This is a genomic window from Actinoplanes oblitus (assembly GCF_030252345.1).
Taxonomy (GTDB): domain Bacteria; phylum Actinomycetota; class Actinomycetes; order Mycobacteriales; family Micromonosporaceae; genus Actinoplanes; species Actinoplanes oblitus.
Genome location: NZ_CP126980.1, coordinates 1,864,421 through 1,880,300, shown reverse-complemented (window position 1 = coordinate 1,880,300; position 15,880 = coordinate 1,864,421). Strand labels below are relative to the sequence as shown.

At 71.7% G+C, this 15,880-nt stretch carries 15 protein-coding genes; all 15 read right to left on the bottom strand.

From position 1 onward, the window contains the following. Positions 1 to 105: 105 nt before the first annotated feature. Entirely contained in the window at positions 106 to 411 is a 306-nt protein-coding gene (locus Actob_RS08640; RefSeq protein ID WP_284919533.1) for a DUF167 domain-containing protein, read from the bottom strand. A 41-nt stretch (positions 412 to 452) separates the two neighbouring features. Beyond that, positions 453 to 1,697 (bottom strand): hypothetical protein, encoded by a 1,245-nt coding sequence (locus tag Actob_RS08635; protein WP_284919532.1) that lies wholly within the window; start codon positions 1,695 to 1,697, stop codon positions 453 to 455. A gap of 32 nt (positions 1,698 to 1,729) precedes the next feature. Further along, on the bottom strand, positions 1,730 to 2,539 hold the full coding sequence (locus Actob_RS08630) for a DivIVA domain-containing protein (protein ID WP_189335737.1): 810 nt from the start codon (positions 2,537 to 2,539) through the stop codon (positions 1,730 to 1,732). Positions 2,540 to 2,594: 55 nt separating this feature from the next. Continuing rightward, positions 2,595 to 2,888 (bottom strand): YggT family protein, encoded by a 294-nt coding sequence (locus Actob_RS08625; RefSeq protein WP_284919531.1) that lies wholly within the window; start codon positions 2,886 to 2,888, stop codon positions 2,595 to 2,597. 23 nt (positions 2,889 to 2,911) lie between these two features. Further along, positions 2,912 to 3,664, bottom strand: coding sequence for a cell division protein SepF (locus tag Actob_RS08620; RefSeq protein ID WP_284919530.1), 753 nt, complete (start codon positions 3,662 to 3,664; stop codon positions 2,912 to 2,914). Between the two features lie 190 nt (positions 3,665 to 3,854). Then, positions 3,855 to 4,568 carry a YggS family pyridoxal phosphate-dependent enzyme gene (locus Actob_RS08615; RefSeq protein WP_284919529.1) on the bottom strand — a complete coding sequence of 238 codons (714 nt, stop codon included), beginning with the start codon at positions 4,566 to 4,568 and terminating at the stop codon, positions 3,855 to 3,857. Positions 4,569 to 4,590: 22 nt separating this feature from the next. Further along, positions 4,591 to 5,733, bottom strand: a complete 1,143-nt coding sequence (ftsZ, locus tag Actob_RS08610; protein ID WP_284919528.1) for a cell division protein FtsZ — start codon at positions 5,731 to 5,733, stop codon at positions 4,591 to 4,593. 296 nt (positions 5,734 to 6,029) lie between these two features. Further along, entirely contained in the window at positions 6,030 to 6,797 is a 768-nt protein-coding gene (locus tag Actob_RS08605; RefSeq protein WP_284919527.1) for a cell division protein FtsQ/DivIB, read from the bottom strand. A 3-nt stretch (positions 6,798 to 6,800) separates the two neighbouring features. Then, the gene (gene murC, locus Actob_RS08600) at positions 6,801 to 8,237 is read right to left on the bottom strand and encodes a UDP-N-acetylmuramate--L-alanine ligase (RefSeq protein ID WP_407653584.1); all 1,437 of its coding nucleotides are present in this window, start codon (positions 8,235 to 8,237) and stop codon (positions 6,801 to 6,803) included. Between the two features lie 28 nt (positions 8,238 to 8,265). Then, the gene (murG, locus tag Actob_RS08595) at positions 8,266 to 9,372 is read right to left on the bottom strand and encodes an undecaprenyldiphospho-muramoylpentapeptide beta-N-acetylglucosaminyltransferase (RefSeq protein WP_284919526.1); all 1,107 of its coding nucleotides are present in this window, start codon (positions 9,370 to 9,372) and stop codon (positions 8,266 to 8,268) included. Beyond that, the gene (locus tag Actob_RS08590) at positions 9,372 to 10,769 is read right to left on the bottom strand and encodes an FtsW/RodA/SpoVE family cell cycle protein (RefSeq protein WP_284919525.1); all 1,398 of its coding nucleotides are present in this window, start codon (positions 10,767 to 10,769) and stop codon (positions 9,372 to 9,374) included. The genes murG and Actob_RS08590 overlap by 1 nt, the downstream gene beginning before the upstream one ends. An 82-nt stretch (positions 10,770 to 10,851) precedes the next feature. Then, positions 10,852 to 11,625 (bottom strand): hypothetical protein, encoded by a 774-nt coding sequence (locus tag Actob_RS08585; RefSeq protein ID WP_284919524.1) that lies wholly within the window; start codon positions 11,623 to 11,625, stop codon positions 10,852 to 10,854. A gap of 248 nt (positions 11,626 to 11,873) precedes the next feature. After that, entirely contained in the window at positions 11,874 to 12,989 is a 1,116-nt protein-coding gene (gene mraY, locus Actob_RS08580; RefSeq protein WP_284919523.1) for a phospho-N-acetylmuramoyl-pentapeptide-transferase, read from the bottom strand. After that, complete coding sequence (locus Actob_RS08575; RefSeq protein WP_284919522.1) at positions 12,986 to 14,377, bottom strand: UDP-N-acetylmuramoyl-tripeptide--D-alanyl-D-alanine ligase; 1,392 nt, start codon at positions 14,375 to 14,377, stop codon at positions 12,986 to 12,988. The genes mraY and Actob_RS08575 overlap by 4 nt, the downstream gene beginning before the upstream one ends. Further along, positions 14,374 to 15,879 carry a UDP-N-acetylmuramoyl-L-alanyl-D-glutamate--2,6-diaminopimelate ligase gene (locus Actob_RS08570; RefSeq protein WP_407653583.1) on the bottom strand — a complete coding sequence of 502 codons (1,506 nt, stop codon included), beginning with the start codon at positions 15,877 to 15,879 and terminating at the stop codon, positions 14,374 to 14,376. The genes Actob_RS08575 and Actob_RS08570 overlap by 4 nt, the downstream gene beginning before the upstream one ends. Between the last annotated feature and the right edge of the window lies 1 nt (position 15,880).

Here is a 15,880-nt window from a genome sequence, read left to right as displayed (position 1 = left end):
CCGCCCCGCCCGGTCCCGAGGCCGCGCCCGGGAGAACCGGCCAGGTCAGACCACCAGGAGACGATCCAGCCGGCTTCCCGGCAGGCGACCCGGGACCGGCACGATTCACGATCCGCGAAGAGCGGTCAGCCGGGCCTCCAGCTCGGCGGCCGGAGCCTCGACGGCGAAGACCTTGTCCCGGCTGGTGGCGCCCAGCCGAAGGGCGACATCGGCGGCCCGGACACCAAGCGCCGCGGCGAGAGCCCGGCGGACCGCCTCGGTCGCCTTGCCGTCCACCGCGGGGGCGCCGACCGCGACGATCAGCGCCGGCCCGTGCGGCCCGGCATAACACCCGCCCACCCGGGTCCGGCCGGCCCCGGGCCGCACCCGGACCGGCACCGACACCCCGGCCGGCACTTCCCGTTTCCCCATGCGTGCCATTCTGCCGCGCGCCCGCCCGCGCCCCGCCCGGCTCAGCGGTGGGCGTTGGCGCCGAGCAGGCGGTCCACCGGGCGGCACAGGCCGCACGGGCTGAAGCCCAACTCGACCGCTTCGGCCGCCGGGAGCGGCTCGGTCAGGCGGCCGACCAGGTGCGGGCAGTCGGCCATGTGGTAGCGCGGGCGGCCGTCAACGACCAGGACCTCGGTGTCCAAGCGGGCCACCTGGACCGCGTCGGTCGGCCGGACCGACTGGGGCAGCGGCTCGTCGTCCGGGTCGTCGGCGTCCGGCTCGGCGAAATCGTCGCTGGGCGCCGCCGCATCCTGACCGGAATCGATCAGCGGCACACCCGGACCGGAATCCCTCGGCGGCACGCCCAGGCCGCCATCCCTCGGCGGTGTGCCCGGGCCGCCATCCCCCGGCGGTGTGCCCGGGCCGGAGGCCTGTGCCGGGAAACCGCGCTCCGGCGCACCGGCGGCCTCGCCGGCGGCGGGCTCCGGACCGACAGGTCCGGCAGCGGGCGACTCGGCGGCGGGCCGGCGCCACGACTGGTCGTCGGCCTCGGAGCCGCGGGCGGCGCCGATCGTCGACGAGGCGGCGTGATAGTCAGCGGCGGCGGGCGTTTCGTCCGGCAGGTGACTTGACGCGGCTGGTGCACGGAAGCCCTGCTCGGCGCCCCCGGAGGCCGGATCGCCGACGCCACCGGACGCGCGGGAGGCCGGATCGCCGGGCGCCGAGAAAGCGCGGGAGGCCGGATCGCCGACGCCCGCGAGCCCCCCAGGGGGCGGATCGGCGGCTGCCGGGAGATCGACCGTGTCGCCTTGATCCGCCGGGGGCTGATCCGCGTATACAGGTTCAGCGCTGGCGGCGGGGAATCCGATCGGGTCGGTCCGTCCCGCCGCGGCGGAGGTCGCGGCCGGCTCGGGAGAGTCGGCGGCGAAGGATGCGCCGGCGGCGTGCGGCGAGTCGCCGGGGTACCCGGAATCGGCTGCGAACGCGGCACCGGCCGGGGCAGAATCGTGGGCGTCGGACGGCGCCGCGGAGGCGCGGCGCGGCGGCTCGGCACCCTCGGCGAATCCGGGGTCGTCGGGGAACTCGGCGGGGTCCGGTGCGCCGGTGCGGCGTGCCGCGGCGTTCTGCCGGGCGCCGATGACGATGACGACGGTGGCCAGCAGGCTGGCCACGATCGACGCTATGAAGAGGCTGCTCGACCCGCGGACCAGGCCGATCGCGAGGCACACCGCCGCGACGAGGATGAGCGGGAAACTAGCAGGAATCATGGCTCATCCTCGTCGAGGTGCGGAGGCTGTGGTCAGCGACCCGATTCGATGGCGTTGGACCGGCCGCCGTAGGACCCGGCGAGACCGGCCGCGGCGAGACCGCCGGAGCCACCGACCGAGCGGCTCGCGTCGGCCCGCGCCATCTCGGCCTCCAGGCCCTGGCCACGGCCGTCGAGGTCGCGCAGCTGGCTCTCGAGGTAGGCCTTCAAGCGCGTGCGGTACTCCCGCTCGAACTGCTTGAGCTCCTCGATGTGCTTCTGCAGCGCGGTCCGCTTGGCGTCCAGGCCGCCCATCGCCTCCTGGTGGCGCTGGCGCGCGTCCCGCTCGAGGGCGTCGGCCTTGGCCCGGGCCTCCCGGGTGACCTCCTCCGCCTTGGAACGGGCGTCGGAGAGGAGCTTGTCGGCCTCGCGCCGGGCGTCGGACACGTGGTCGTCGGCGGTGCGCTGGGCCATCATCAGCACCCGGAGCGCCTGCTGCTCACCGTCCGCGCCGGTCGGGCCGCCGGCCGGGCCACCCTGGGCACGCACCTGCTCGAGCTCGGCCTGCATCTGCCGGGCCGCCTGCTCCGCCGCCGACTTGTCCCGCTGCACGCGGTCGAGCTGGCCTTTCAGGTCGTTGAGCTCGGCCGCGAGGCGGGGGTCGGCACTCGGGCCGGCTGGCGCGCCACCCCGACCGCCGCGCTCCACCTGGGCGCGCAGCTCGTTGTTCTCCTCGATCAGACGGGCGAGCTCGCGCTCGACCTCGTCCAGGAAGGCGTCGACCTCCTCCTCGTCATACCCCCGCTTGCCGATCGGGGGCTTCTTGAAGGCGACGTTATGCACGTCGGCCGGGGTCAGCGGCATCGAAACTCCTCGGGTCAGTCGCGGCCGCGGTTGGGGCTGCTGTCTATCTGTGGATCTAGAAGAAGCGAACTAGCACGAACTCCATGAGCACGAACAGGATAACCAGCAGCACGATGGAAGCCAGGTCCAAACTCACGTTACCAATGCGCAGCGGTGGGATCACACGCCTCAACGCCTTGAGAGGTGGATCCGTGACGCTCCACACCAATTCGAGTGCGGCGGACGCGCCCCGGGCCGGTTGCCAGCGACGTCCGTACTGGAGCACCGCTCCCATGACGAACCTGCTCAGCAGCACGAGGAGGAAGAAATACACCAACAGATAGAGAATCTGGAACACGATCGACAGCACGTCCGGCGGATCCCTCGTTCGGGTCAACTCTGGGTGAAGAAGCCGCCCTCAGCGATCTTGGCCTTGTCCTCCGCGGTGACCTGGACATTTGCCGGTGAGAGCAGGAAAACCCGGTTGGTCACGCGCTCGATCGTACCCCGCAGACCGAACGCCAGTCCGGCCGCGAAGTCCACCAGTCGGCGAGCGTCCGATTCATCCATCTCGGTGAGATTGATGATCACCGGTACGCCGTCCCGGAAATGCTCGCCGATCGTCCGCGCCTCCCGGTACGTGGTCGGGTGCAGCGTGGTGATCTGGTACCGCTGCTCCTCCTCCGGGCGGTGCTGGACCTGCGGCTGGTGAACCGGCGGCTGCGGGGCCAGCGCGAGGTTCTCCCGGGTGGAGTAGGTCAGCGACGAGGACTGCTCGGGCGCCGCGGAGGGCCGGGTGATGGAACGGACACTGGCCCGCTCGATCCGGTCGTCCTCGTCCCGGTCCAGGTCGGCGCGCACCGAGGAGACGCGCTCGCTGAGCCGGCTGCTGCGCTCGAAACGGTCGGCACGGTCGGACCGGTCGCGGTCGGCACGCGCCCGCGGAACGGCGTGCTCCTCCTCGACCTCGTCCTCGTCGTAGGAGTCCGAGTAGCGGGAGCTCGAGGAGTAACGATCCCGATCGCGGTCCCGATCCCGATCACGGGACGAGCGGTGGGAAGTCTCCCGGTACCCCCGGTCCTCGTAGTCGACGTCCTCTTCCTCGGCAAGCCCCAGCCACACCAGCGACTTACGGAAACCGTTCATGCCCCCACCTCCGTCCGCTTCTGCGGCCCGCGTCCCCTCTGGCGGCCCGCGTCCCCCCTTGGCGAGCCGGACATCGAGTCCGATGCGGACCCACGGCTCACTGCGACGCTGCGTCGTCGGACGCAACGGCCGCCGGGCGGTGGCACGTCGCGTAAAACAACACCCATGTAGTTTGCTGCCCGCCGCAAGGCTACCGCAGCGAGTTTCGCATCCCGAGTAAAGATGTACCGATCCGTACGTGTGTCGCCCCATGCTGGACGGCCGCTTCCAGGTCGCCGCTCATGCCCGCCGACAACACCGTGGCGCCGGGATGTGTCGCGACGAGCTGACCAGCCAATTCGGCCAGTCGAGCGAACGCGCGGCCGGGATCCTCGCCGAGCGGGGCGACGGCCATCAGCCCGCCCAGCCGCAGACCGTCCGATGAGGCCACCGCGTCGGATACCCGCCAGAGATCGTCCCCGGCCACCCCACCCCGATGCGGGTCGCCGTCCAGGCTCACCTGGACCAGCACGTCGAGCGGCCGGTCCCGGACCGCGACGGCGGCCCGGTCGAGCGCGGTGACCAGACGCAGCGAGTCCACGGACTCGACCACATCGGCGTACGCGGAAACTGATTTCGTCTTGTTGCGCTGCAGCTGTCCGACGAAGTGCCAGCGCAGGCGCACGCCGGCGGCCCGGACCTCAGCAGCCTTGCCGGCCGCGTCCTGGTCCTTGTTCTCCCCGACGTCGGTGACACCGAGACCGGCGAGCAACAGCACGTCGCTCGCCGGGTACGTCTTCGTCACCGCGGTCAGCGTCACCGCATCCGGTCGCCGTCCCGCCGCCGCGCAGGCACGCGCGATCCGGTCACGCACCCGCTGGAGGTTGGCGGCGAGCTCGGCCCGCCGCCCCTCGTCACTCACCACTTGCCAGGAACCATCGGTGTGATCAGGAACCGTTCTTCAAGAAGTCCGGCACGTCCACGTCGTCGAAGAGCACCTTGCGCGGCGTCGGCGCGGCCGGCGCGGGCGCCGGCTGGTGCGGGGTCAGCGACGTCGACGTGATCGACGAGGCCGGCGAGCTGGTGGTCTGCACCGGCGCGGGCACCTGCTTGCGGACCGGCTCGGACGGCTTGTAGGACGGCGACCCGCCGTCGAAGCCGGCGGCGATCACGGTCACCCGCACCTCGTCGCCGAGCGCGTCGTCGATCACCGCACCGAAGATGATGTTCGCGTCCGGGTGGGCCGCGTCGGTGACCAGCTGCGCCGCGTCGTTGATCTCGAACAGACCCAGGTCGGAACCGCCGGCGATGGAGAGCAGCACGCCGCGCGCGCCGTCCATGCTCTGCTCCAGCAGCGGGCTGGAGATGGCCCGCTCGGCCGCCTCGACCGCGCGGTTGTCGCCACGCGCGCTGCCGATGCCCATGAGCGCGCTGCCCGCGTTGCTCATCACGCTCTTGACGTCGGCGAAGTCCAGGTTGATCAGACCCGGCGTGGTGATCAGGTCGGTGATGCCCTGCACACCGGAGAGCAGCACCTGGTCGGCCTGACGGAACGCGTCCATCATGCTGATCCCGCGGTCGCCGAGCGCCAGCAGCCGGTCGTTCGGGATCACGATCAGCGTGTCGCACTGGTTGCGCAGCTCGTCGATGCCGGCCTCGGCCTGGACCTGGCGCCGCTTGCCCTCGAAGGAGAACGGCCGGGTCACCACGCCGATGGTCAGCGCGCCGAGCTTGCGGGCGATGTTCGCCACCACCGGAGCGCCACCGGTACCGGTGCCGCCGCCCTCGCCACAGGTCACGAAGACCATGTCGGCCCCCTTGAGGACCTCCTCGATCTCGTCGCGGTGGTCCTCGGCGGCGTTCTTGCCGACCTCGGGCTGGGCGCCGGCGCCCAGTCCACGGGTCAGTTCACGGCCGACGTCAAGCTTGACGTCGGCGTCACTCATCAGCAGGGCCTGGGCATCGGTGTTGATCGCGATGAACTCGACGCCTTTGAGCCCAACCTCGATCATGCGGTTCACGGCATTCACGCCGCCGCCGCCGATGCCGACGACCTTGATGACCGCAAGGTAGTTGTGCGGAGGTGTCATCGGGCTCAGCCTTCCCTTCGGGGTTGGCGAATGTCGAGGGCCCCTGCGGTTCCACGGGGATCCGCACTTCGACATCCACTGCCGTACAAGGGAGGGCGAGGAAACCCTCACCCTCTACTAGAGGTTCAGAGTTATGTCAACCACTGGAACCTCTCGACGCAACGTATGCGGACATCGCGCCCTGACCAAAGAACTCAGGCGGCGTGTCGCGTCCGCTTACGTGGTGAGTATCCGACTCACCCGTAACCTCGACGGTAATATTCCGTTCGTACGATTTTGCCGGTTTGGCGAATTAGTTACCGAATGGTCACGATCCTTGGCGCGCTCACGTCGAACTCGGTGCCCTTGCGCTTGATCAGCGCGGTGGCCACCTTGCTCTTCTCCGCGCTCTGGGTGTCGTCGCCCCAGACCACCGCCCGGCCCTTGCGCAGCTCCAGCCGGATGGCGACCGGCGACGGCACCGCGATGGCCACCAGTTGCTCGCGCAGGTCGTCGCTGAGCGCGGCCAGCACGATCAGCGCCGAGACCGTGTTCGCGTCGGCCGGCCCGGGCGTCGCGAGCCGGGCCAGCGGCAGGCCGGCCGGCGCCTCGGTCACCGTGCGGAACGGCACGCCGGCGTCGTCGATCAGGGTGAAGCCGTCCTGGGCCGGCACCGCGGCCACCGGGGCCCGCTCGACCACCTCGATCCGCAGCGTGGACGGCCAGCTCCGGGTGACTGTCACCTTGTCGACCGGGGCCAGGCCGCGCACCCGGGCGGCGACCTCGTCCGGGTCGACCCGGGCCAGCGGCTGCTCGGCCGGCACCGCGGCCACCGACCGGACCTGCTCCGGGGTGACCGTCTGGGCGCCGACCACCTCGACCGTCCGCACCCCGAGCACCGAGGTGCCGTAGACCAGCCAGGCCAGGCCGCCGGCCACCAGGAGCACGCCGGCGCCGATCAGCCAGGGCAGCGCGGCCCGCAGGCGGCGCTGCCGGGCGCGGGCCATGAACCGGCGCGCGGACGGCGGCACCGCGTCGGTGTCCGCCCGCACCAGCCGCCAGTTGCGCGTGCCCGGGCCCGCCACCGGTCAGCCCGCGAGGTCCGGTCGCAGGTCCGCCTCGGCGAGCGCGGCCAGCAGCTCGTCGCCCATCAGCGAGATCGGCGGCGCGCCCATGGTCACCACCACGTCGCCGGGCCGGCTGCGGCGGACCACCTCGGCCGGCACGTCCTCCCAGTCCGGGACGAAGACCTTGCGCTCGGCGGGCAGGTCGATGGCGGCGGTCAGGGCGAGACCGCCCTCGCCCGGCTTGCGGGTCTCCCCCGGGCCGAACACCTCCATCACGATCACCTGGTCGGCCACCGCCAGCCCCTCGGCCAGCTCGGCCTGCAGGTCGCGGGTGCGGTACACCCGGTACGGCTGGAAGACCACCAGCAGGCGCCCGTCGCCGGCCACCTCGCGCAGCGTGCGCAGGGCGGCCATCACCGAGGTCGGGTGGTACGCGTACTCGTCGTAGACCCGGACGCCGGCCGCGATGCCCTTGCGCTCGAACCGGCGGCGCACCCCCGGGAACGACTCCAGCGCCTCGACGATCTTGTCCAGCGGCAGGCCCAGCTTGAGCGCGGTGAGCACTGTCGCGGCGCTGTTCAGGCCCATGTGCTTGCCGGGCAACGCCAGCTTGAACTCACCCAGCGGCTTGCCGTCCAGCTCCGCCTGGTAGCGCACGCCGTTGACGGTGGAGACCACGTCACTGATCCGGAAATCGGCGTCGGGCGACTCGCCGTACGTGTAGACGGTCTTGCCGGCCGCCCGCAGCCCGGCGATCAGCTCCTCGGTCCCCGGCCCGTCCGCGCAGGTCACCACGAAGCCGTCGGCAAGCCCGCCGAACTCCAGGAAGCCGGCCTTGAGGGTGTCCAGGTCACCCCAGTTGTTGAGGTGGTCACCCTCGATGTTGGTGATGATCGCGACGTGCGGGCGGTAGATCAGGAACGACCGGTCGTGCTCGTCCGCCTCGGCCACGAAGTGCGGGCCGGTGCCGTGGTGGCCGTTGGAGCCGGCCGCGGAGAGCTCGCCACCGATCACGAACGACGGGTCCTGCCCGGCGTGCTGCAGGATCACCGTCATGATCGAGGTGGTGGTGGTCTTGCCATGGGTGCCGGCCACCGCGATGGTCTGCCGGTTCGTCATCGCCGCGGCGAGCGCCTCGGACCGGTGCAGCACCCGCAGCCCGCGACGGCGCGCCTCGACCATCTCCACGTGATCCTGGGGGATCGCCGTGGAGTAGACGACGGTGTCGACGCCGTCCAGGTTCGACGCCTCGTGCGCCATGTGCACCGTGCCGCCGAGCGCCCGCATCCCGGCCAGCGCGGGCCACTCGCGCAGCTCGCTGCCGGAGACCGGGATGCCCCGGGTCAGCAGGAGCCGGGCCAGGCCGGCCATGCCGACCCCGCCGATCCCGATCAGATGCACGCTGCCCAGATCCTCGGCGGTCATCTCACCGGCCGGCGTCAACTCCGCCGTGTTCACCACGTCACTCCCTCAGTCACAGGAAACCTCACCGACCCACCGCTTCCAGAACGAAGCGCAGCAGCTGCTCGTCGCCGTCACGGCGGCCGTACCGCGCCGCGGCGTGCCCCATGGCGGCCAGTCGCTGCCGATCCCGGGCCAGCGGGATGATGTTCCGCTCGACCCACTCCGGGGTCATCTCGCTGTTGTCCACCAGCAGCCCACCGCCCGCCTCCACCACCGGGATCGCGTTGCGGCGCTGCTCCTGGTTGCTGAACGGGTACGGCACGTAGACGGCCGGCACGCCCAGCGCGGTGGTCTCGGCGACCGTGATCGCCCCGCCCCGGCAGAGCATCAGGTCGGCGGCAGCGTATCCGAGCTGCATGTCGGACAGGTAGGGCACTACGACATAGGGCACCGGCAGGTCGTTCGGCACGTCGAACGGGTCGTTGCGCCCGCCCTGCACGTGCAGCACCTGGATGCCGGCGTGGGCCAGCCGCTTGGCCGCCCCGGCCACCGCCAGGTTGATCGACCGGGCCCCGGAGGAGCCGCCGCAGACGAACAGCACCGGCAGGTCGGGGCGCAGCCCGAAGTGGTAGAGCGCCTGCGGGCGCAGGGCCGGCCGGTCCATCTGGGTGATGCCGGTGCGCAGCGGGACGCCGACCAGGCGCGCGTTGCGCAGCGACTCGGCCTGCTCCAGCTGGTGCGGGAAGCCGACGGCGACCCGCTTGGTGAACTTCATGCCCATCCGGTTCGCCACACCGGGCGGCACGTTCACCTCGTGCACGACGATCGGCAGCTCGCGGCGCCAGGCGGCCAGGTAGGCCGGGACGGAGACGTAGCCGCCGAAGCCGACCACCACCTCGGCCTGTACCTCGTCGATGATCTCGCCGGCCGCGTGGGTCGACTTGTACATCCGGTCCGGGGTGCGCAGCAGATCGAAGTTGAGCGAGCGGGGCAGCTGGAACGCCGGGATCACCCGCAGGTCGTAACCGGCCGCCGGGATGAGCTGGTTCTCCATCCCCTTGGGACTGCCGAGCGTGGTGATCCGGATGTGCGGGAAGTGGCGGCGCAGGGCGTCGGCGAAAGCGAGCAGCGGATAGATGTGACCGCCGGTGCCTCCCCCGGCGAGCACGACCGACCGCAGCGGAACCATCACCGTCTCCTTCCGTCCCCCGCTTTGACAGACTTCTTCACCGGCTCGGCGGCCGGACGCCGCGGCGAGGGGAGCGGCGGCAGCGGGGCCCAGACTAGCCGTACCCATCGCGGGGTCGGACGGGCGTTCAGGGCACGCGCCGCGTCCGGCTCCGCGCGGGCGAACGAGGCCAGCATCCCGACCGCCGCCATCGCCACGACGAGGGCACTGCCACCTGCGGAAATGAACGGCAGCGGAAGGCCGGTGATGGGCAGCAGACCGACCACCCCGCCCATGTTGATCACCGCTTGGGCGACCAGCCAGGTGGTGATCGAGGCGGCCGCGAGCCGCCGGAACGGGTCGGCCGAGCGCCGGGCGATCCGGAAGCCGCTGTAGGCCAGCACCGAGAAGAGCGCCAGCACCACGGTGCAGCCGACCACGCCCAGTTCCTCGGCCAGGATCGAGTAGATGAAGTCGTTCTCGGCCTCCGGCACCCAGCCCCACTTGAGCGCGCCCTTGCCCAGGCCGACGCCGAACCAGCCGCCCTCGAAGATCGCCGAGCGGCCCATGATCAACTGGTAGCAGGCGCCGTCGAGGTCACACTTGTCGAGCGGCTTGAGGAAGGCGGTCAGGCGCGCCACCCGATAGTTCTCCGCGCCGTCGGTGCCGGACCCGGCGCCCCGGGAGGCGGCGGCGATCAGCAGCCCGATGCCGGCCAGGCCGAGCACGCCCAGCGCGCCGAACACCCGCAACCGCACGCCGGCCGCCCAGAGCAGCCCGACGATCAGCGCCAGCAGCACCAGCATGGTGCCCACGTCGTTGTAGCCGACCAGGACGAAGAGCAGGCCGACCACCGGGAAGAGCGGCATCGCCAGTTCGCGCCAGTGGCCCAGCGCCGGGCCCTTGCGGGCGATCACGTCGGCACCCCACAGCACCATGCCGAGCTTGGCCAGCTCGGAGGGCTGGATGCCGATGCCGCCGAGGTAGAGCCAGAGCAGGTTGGCCTTGATCGGGCCGGCCCTGACCACACCGTTCGCGTCGGCTTGCAGGACGTGCAGGCCCTTCAGGGCGTTCAGCAGGTCGAGCAGGCAGAGCAGCAGGATGGCGGTGCCGAGCACGTACTTGCCGAGGGTGCGCAGGGTGATCGCGGGCAGCCGCTGGCAGACCCAGAAGGCGACCAGGCCGAGCAGGGCGAAGACCGCCTGGCTGGTGATGTCCGAGAAGGCGTTGCCGTTCGCGGCGTACGCCCGCACGCTGGTCGCCGAGAAGACCATGGTCAGGCCGATCAGCAACAGCATGCCGGCGCTGGCGATCAGCAGGTAGTAGGACGAGAGGGGGCGGGCCAGCAGCCCGTGCACCGCGGGCAGCAGCTGCCGGCTCAGTGACGGGCGGGCCTTTTCGGTACGGTCGTCCGCCATGCACCCATCATCGTCGCGACGACACGCCACCGACGTGTACGTCGATGGCGTGTCGCAGCGGGGTTTGTAGCGTTCGCCACGCTCAGGAAGCGCAGAACACGGTCACCGTCGCCCCGGTGGACAGGTTGCCGGAGAAGGTGAAGTCCCACATCGTGGGGTCGGCGTTCTGGGCGCTGGCGGTGACGGTTTCCGACTCACCGGCCGCCAGGACGTAGGTGCCGCCGATGGCGGTAGCGCCGCCGCAGCTCACCTGGGCCGAACTGCTCGAACTGCTCACTGCCTGGGTCACCGTCGACAGGGTCGGCGTGGAACCGGCGGGTCCCTGGGTGCCCTGAACACCCTGCGGTCCCTGGACTCCTTGGATGCCCTGAGAACCGGTGGCGCCAGCGGCCCCGGTGGCGCCGGCCGCTCCGGTGGGACCGGCAGGACCGGCAGGACCGGCGGGACCGGCGGGACCGGTGACCCCAGCGGGGCCGATGGCACCCGGTGATCCGGCCGGGCCGGCCGGGCCGGCCGGGCCGGCCGGCCCGGCGGGGCCTTCGGGACCGGCTGGGCCGGCGGGGCCCGGCTGCCCAGCGTCACCCTTGGCGCCGGTGGCGCCCTTCGGCCCGGTAGCACCCTTCGGCCCGACCTCGCCCCACGACTGCAGGGTCTCCCCGGACCGGCACTTCGACGTACTCGACGCGACCCAGCGCATCGCGCCGGACTTCTTGGTCACGCATACCTTGATCACGGCGTCGGCGGACCTGGCCGCGTCGCCGGCGCCGGTCTGGCCGGCGGCCGCCGCCGGAGCCGCGCCGACCATCGACGCGATCGCCATCGCACCGGCCGAGGTGAGCAGAAAGCGTTGCCTCATCGGTAGTTCCATTCTCTGCGGATCGCGGATCTGGACGCTCCCGCCTGGGCGGGGCACGATCGGCTCCCGCACAGGCCGCTCACAGCCTAAAAACGGATCCGTCCCCCATATGGGGATATAGACGCATTGACCAGCGCGCCGACGAGAATGCCACCGGGGTTTCGCGGGCATGCCGCCAGGGTCACGGCCGATCGACCGTGACCCTGGCGTGCGTCGCGCGGTTACCCGGGATCGCGAGGATGAACCGGTCAGCCCATGACCGCGAGATGGTCGCTGTAGAACAGGCCCAGGCCGATCGCGGCGCAGATCCCAGCGATGATCCAGAACCGGACCACGATGTTGACCTCGCTCCACCCGGCCAGCTCGAAGTGGTGCTGCAGCGGCGACATCCGGAACACCCGCTTGCCGGTGGTCTTGAACGAGATGATCTGGATGACCACGGACATCGTGATCACCACGAACAGGCCACCGATGATCACCGAGAGCAGCGTGGTCCGGGTGGCCACCGCCAGGCCGCCGATCAGGCCGCCCAGCCCGAGCGCGCCGGTGTCGCCCATGAAGATCCGGGCCGGGTTGGTGTTCCACCACAGGAAGCCGACACAGGCGGCCGCCGCGGCCGCCGCGATCAGCGCCACCTCCAGCGGGTCACGGACCTGGTAGCAGTGCGCCTGGGTGAGCTCGCTGGTGAGCCGGTAGTCGTCGTCACCGCACCAGTGCCGGTACTGCCAGAAGCCGATCAGCGAGTACGCCCCGAGCACCAGGATCGACGCGCCGGTCGCCAGGCCGTCCAGACCGTCGGTCAGGTTCACGCCGTTGGACATCGCCATGATCACGAAGACGAAGACCATCACCGCGCCGACCTTGCCGACGTCCAGCCAGCTGACGTCCCGGATGAACGAGATCTTCTCGCTGGCCACGGTCTCCCCGTTGGTGCTCGGGAAGTAGAGCGCGGCGATACCGAACCCGGTGCCGACCAGCAACTGCCCGAGCAGCTTGCCCTTGGCGCTGAGGCCGTCCGAGTTGCGCTTGCGGACCTTCAGGAAGTCGTCCAGGAAGCCGACCGCACCGCAGAACACGAAGAGCCCGAGCAGCACCAGCGCGGTCATGGTGGGCCGCTCCTGGGCGATCTGCCGTTCCGGAAGCGTGGTCAGGGCGACGTGGCCGGCCACGTACGCGAAGACCGTGGCCAGGATGAACGCCACGCCACCCATGGTCGGGGTGCCGCGCTTGCCCAGGTGGGTCTGCGGGCCGATGGTCCGGATCGGCTGCCCGGCCTTCAGCGCCGAGAAGACCTTGATGGCGATCGGGGTGCCGAAGAGCGAGATGAGAAAGGCGACCGCGGCCGCGACGATGACTGCCCTCACGTGGGCTGAACCTCCTCGGGACGCCGCAGCCAGTCGGCGACGTCCCATGTGCGGTACCGGGAACCCTTGACCAGCACGACGTCGTCGGCGCGCAGGTCGTTTCGCAGAATCTCGATCGCGGCGGCCTGGTCGGCGGCGAAGCGGGCGGTGCCCCGCCACGCGCCCACCTCCGCCGCGCCGTCCAGGATCGGCCGGGCGTTCTCCGCCACCGCGATCAGCCGGTCCACACCCAGCTCGGCGGCGAGCCGGCCGACCTCGGCGTGCCCGGACACCTCGTGCTCGCCGAGCTCGGCCATGTAGCCGAGCACGGCGGTGGTGCGCCGGCCCGCGCCCATCGCGGCCAGCGCGTGCAGCGCCGCGGCGGTCGACGACGGGTTGGCGTTGTAGGAGTCGTCGATCAGGGTCACCCCGTCCGGCCGCTGGACCACGTCCATCCGCCGGCCGGACACGATGCCCACCTCGCCGAGCGCGACGATCAGCTCGTCGAAGGCCATCCCCGCGGTCAGTGCGACGGCGGCGGCCGCGAGGCTGTTCGCCACCTGGTGCCGCCCGGCGACACCGAGCCGCACCCGGCCCGATTCACCACCGCTTTCCAGTACGAACGACGCCCGCCCCATCGAGTCCAGCGTGACGTCGGTGGCCCGCACCCCGGCGGAGTCCCCCTCGCCGACCTGGACGACCCGCGCCACGGTCCGCGACGCCATCGCCGACACCCGCGGATCGTCGGCGTTCAGCACCGCGACGCCGGACTCCGGCAACGCCTCGACCAGCTCGCCCTTGGCCTGCGCGGTGCCCTCCACCGAGCCGAACTCGCCGATGTGCGCCGCGCCGACGTTGAGCACGACACCGATCGACGGCCGGGCGATCCCGGTCAGGTACCTGATGTGCCCGATCCCCCGGGCGCCCATCTCCAGCACCAGGAATCGGGTCTTCTCGTCGGCCTGCAACACCGTGTACGGGAAGCCGAGCTCGTTGTTGAGCGACCCGGGCAGCGCCACCGTCGGGCCCAGCCGGGACAGCAACTGCCCGATGTAGTCCTTGGTGGTGGTCTTGCCGGACGACCCGGTCAGCCCGACCACCGTCAGCTCCGGCAGCCGCGCCAGCACCGCGCTCGCCAGCGTGGCGAGGGCGGCCAGCTGGTCCTCGACGACGACGCCGGGCACGCCCGCGTCGCGGGTGCCGAGCACCCCGGCCGCGCCGGCCTCGACCACCCGCGGGCCGAACTCGTGCCCGTCCACCTTCTCGCCGGCGAACGCCACGAACAGCCCGCCCGGCCCCACCTTGCGGGAGTCGTACTCCACCCCGCCGGTGACCGTCTCCGAGCCGTCGGTGTTGACCAGCCGGCCGCCGGTGATCCCGGCGATCTCGGCGAGCGAAAGACTGATCATGAACGAACCTCCAGTGCGGCGGCCAGCTCGATCCGGTCGTCGAACGGCAGCACCTGGCCGTTCACCTCCTGGCCCTGTTCGTTGCCCTTGCCCAGGACGGCGATCACGTCGCCCGCGGCGGCCATCCGGACCGCCTCGTCGATCGCCGCCCGGCGCCCGGCCACTTCGACCACCTTGGCGGCCGAGTGTGCCTCCTCGGCGCCACGGCGCACTGCCGCGCGTACCGAAGCCGGGTCCTCGGTCCTGGGGTTGTCATCCGTGATGATCACCAAGTCGGCGCCCTGCGCCGCGGCCTCGCCCATCAGCGGCCGCTTGCCCTTGTCCCGGTCGCCGCCGGCGCCGAGCACGCAGATCAGCCGTCCGCCCCGGCCGGTGGCCAGCTCGCGCAGCGCCGCGAGGGCGGCCACGATGGCGTTCGGCTTGTGCGCGTAGTCGACGACGCCGAGCACCTCACCGGGCGACGGCACCTGCTCCAGCCGGCCGGGCACCCCGGAGCACTCCAGGATGCCGCGCCCGGCCACCGCCGGGTCGATGCCGACCGAGGCCAGCAGGGCGAGCGCGAGCAGCGCGTTGGCCACGTTGTGCAGGCCGGGCAGCGCGACGCCGGTCTCGACGGTGACGCCGTCCGGGCCGTGCGCGGTGAACAGCTGACCGAAAGCGGACGGCCGGACGCCGGACGCCCACCAGGTCGCCGCCGGATTCCCGGCCGCCGAATAGGTGACCATCTCCGGCGTGCGCAGCCGCATCACAGCGGCGTCGTCGTGGTTGAGCACGCCGATCGCGCTGCGGCCGTCGAAGAGCCGCGCCTTGGCCGCGAAGTACTCCGCCGAGGTGGGATGGAAGTCGAGGTGGTCCTGGCCGAAGTTGGTGTAGCCGGACGCGGCGAACCGGATCCCGTCCGCCCGGCCCATCACCAGGGCGTGGCTGGAGACCTCCATGACCACCGCGGTGACGCCGCGCTGCACGCCGACCGCCAGGATCGACTGCAGGTCGGTGGCCTCCGGCGTGGTCCGGACGCTCTTCACGGTGAAGTCGCCGAGCCGGGTCTCCACCGTGCCGACCAGGCCGGTGACCTGCCCGGCCGCCCGCAACCCCGCCTCGACCAGGTACGACGTCGACGTCTTCCCGGCCGTCCCGGTGATGCCGATCATGGTGAGCCGCCGGGACGGATCGCCGTAGATGGCCGCCGCCGCCGCACCGAGCACCGCCCTCGGGTGCTCGGCGACCAGCACCGGCAACCCGGCGGCGAGCGCGGCGTCGCGCCCGGCCGGATCGGTCAGCACCGCCACCGCGCCGGCCCGGGCCGCGTCGGCGACGAACTCGGCGCCGTGCCGGTTCGCGCCGGGCAGCGCCGCGTAAAGATCTCCAGGGCGCACCGCGCCACTACTGTGAGTGACCCCGGTGACAGCGATGTCACCACCGTGCGGCGTTGCCGGAAGCAGCTCAGCGAGCCGCGTCAACGGGAACGGCGCAACGGTCTCGGGTCGGGGAATGCCGGACACG

What these genes read in the sequence shown, in the direction of transcription:
- Actob_RS08640 (WP_284919533.1), bottom strand. Translation starts at nt 411, where the DNA reads ATGGGGAAACGGGAAGTGCCGGCCGGGGTGTCGGTGCCGGTCCGGGTG.
- Actob_RS08635 (WP_284919532.1), bottom strand. Translation starts at nt 1,697, where the DNA reads ATGATTCCTGCTAGTTTCCCGCTCATCCTCGTCGCGGCGGTGTGCCTC.
- Actob_RS08630 (WP_189335737.1), bottom strand. Translation starts at nt 2,539, where the DNA reads ATGCCGCTGACCCCGGCCGACGTGCATAACGTCGCCTTCAAGAAGCCC.
- Actob_RS08620 (WP_284919530.1), bottom strand. Translation starts at nt 3,664, where the DNA reads ATGAACGGTTTCCGTAAGTCGCTGGTGTGGCTGGGGCTTGCCGAGGAA.
- ftsZ (WP_284919528.1), bottom strand. Translation starts at nt 5,733, where the DNA reads ATGACACCTCCGCACAACTACCTTGCGGTCATCAAGGTCGTCGGCATC.
- murG (WP_284919526.1), bottom strand. Translation starts at nt 9,372, where the DNA reads ATGGTTCCGCTGCGGTCGGTCGTGCTCGCCGGGGGAGGCACCGGCGGT.
- Actob_RS08590 (WP_284919525.1), bottom strand. Translation starts at nt 10,769, where the DNA reads ATGGCGGACGACCGTACCGAAAAGGCCCGCCCGTCACTGAGCCGGCAG.
- Actob_RS08585 (WP_284919524.1), bottom strand. Translation starts at nt 11,625, where the DNA reads ATGAGGCAACGCTTTCTGCTCACCTCGGCCGGTGCGATGGCGATCGCG.
- Actob_RS08575 (WP_284919522.1), bottom strand. Translation starts at nt 14,377, where the DNA reads ATGATCAGTCTTTCGCTCGCCGAGATCGCCGGGATCACCGGCGGCCGG.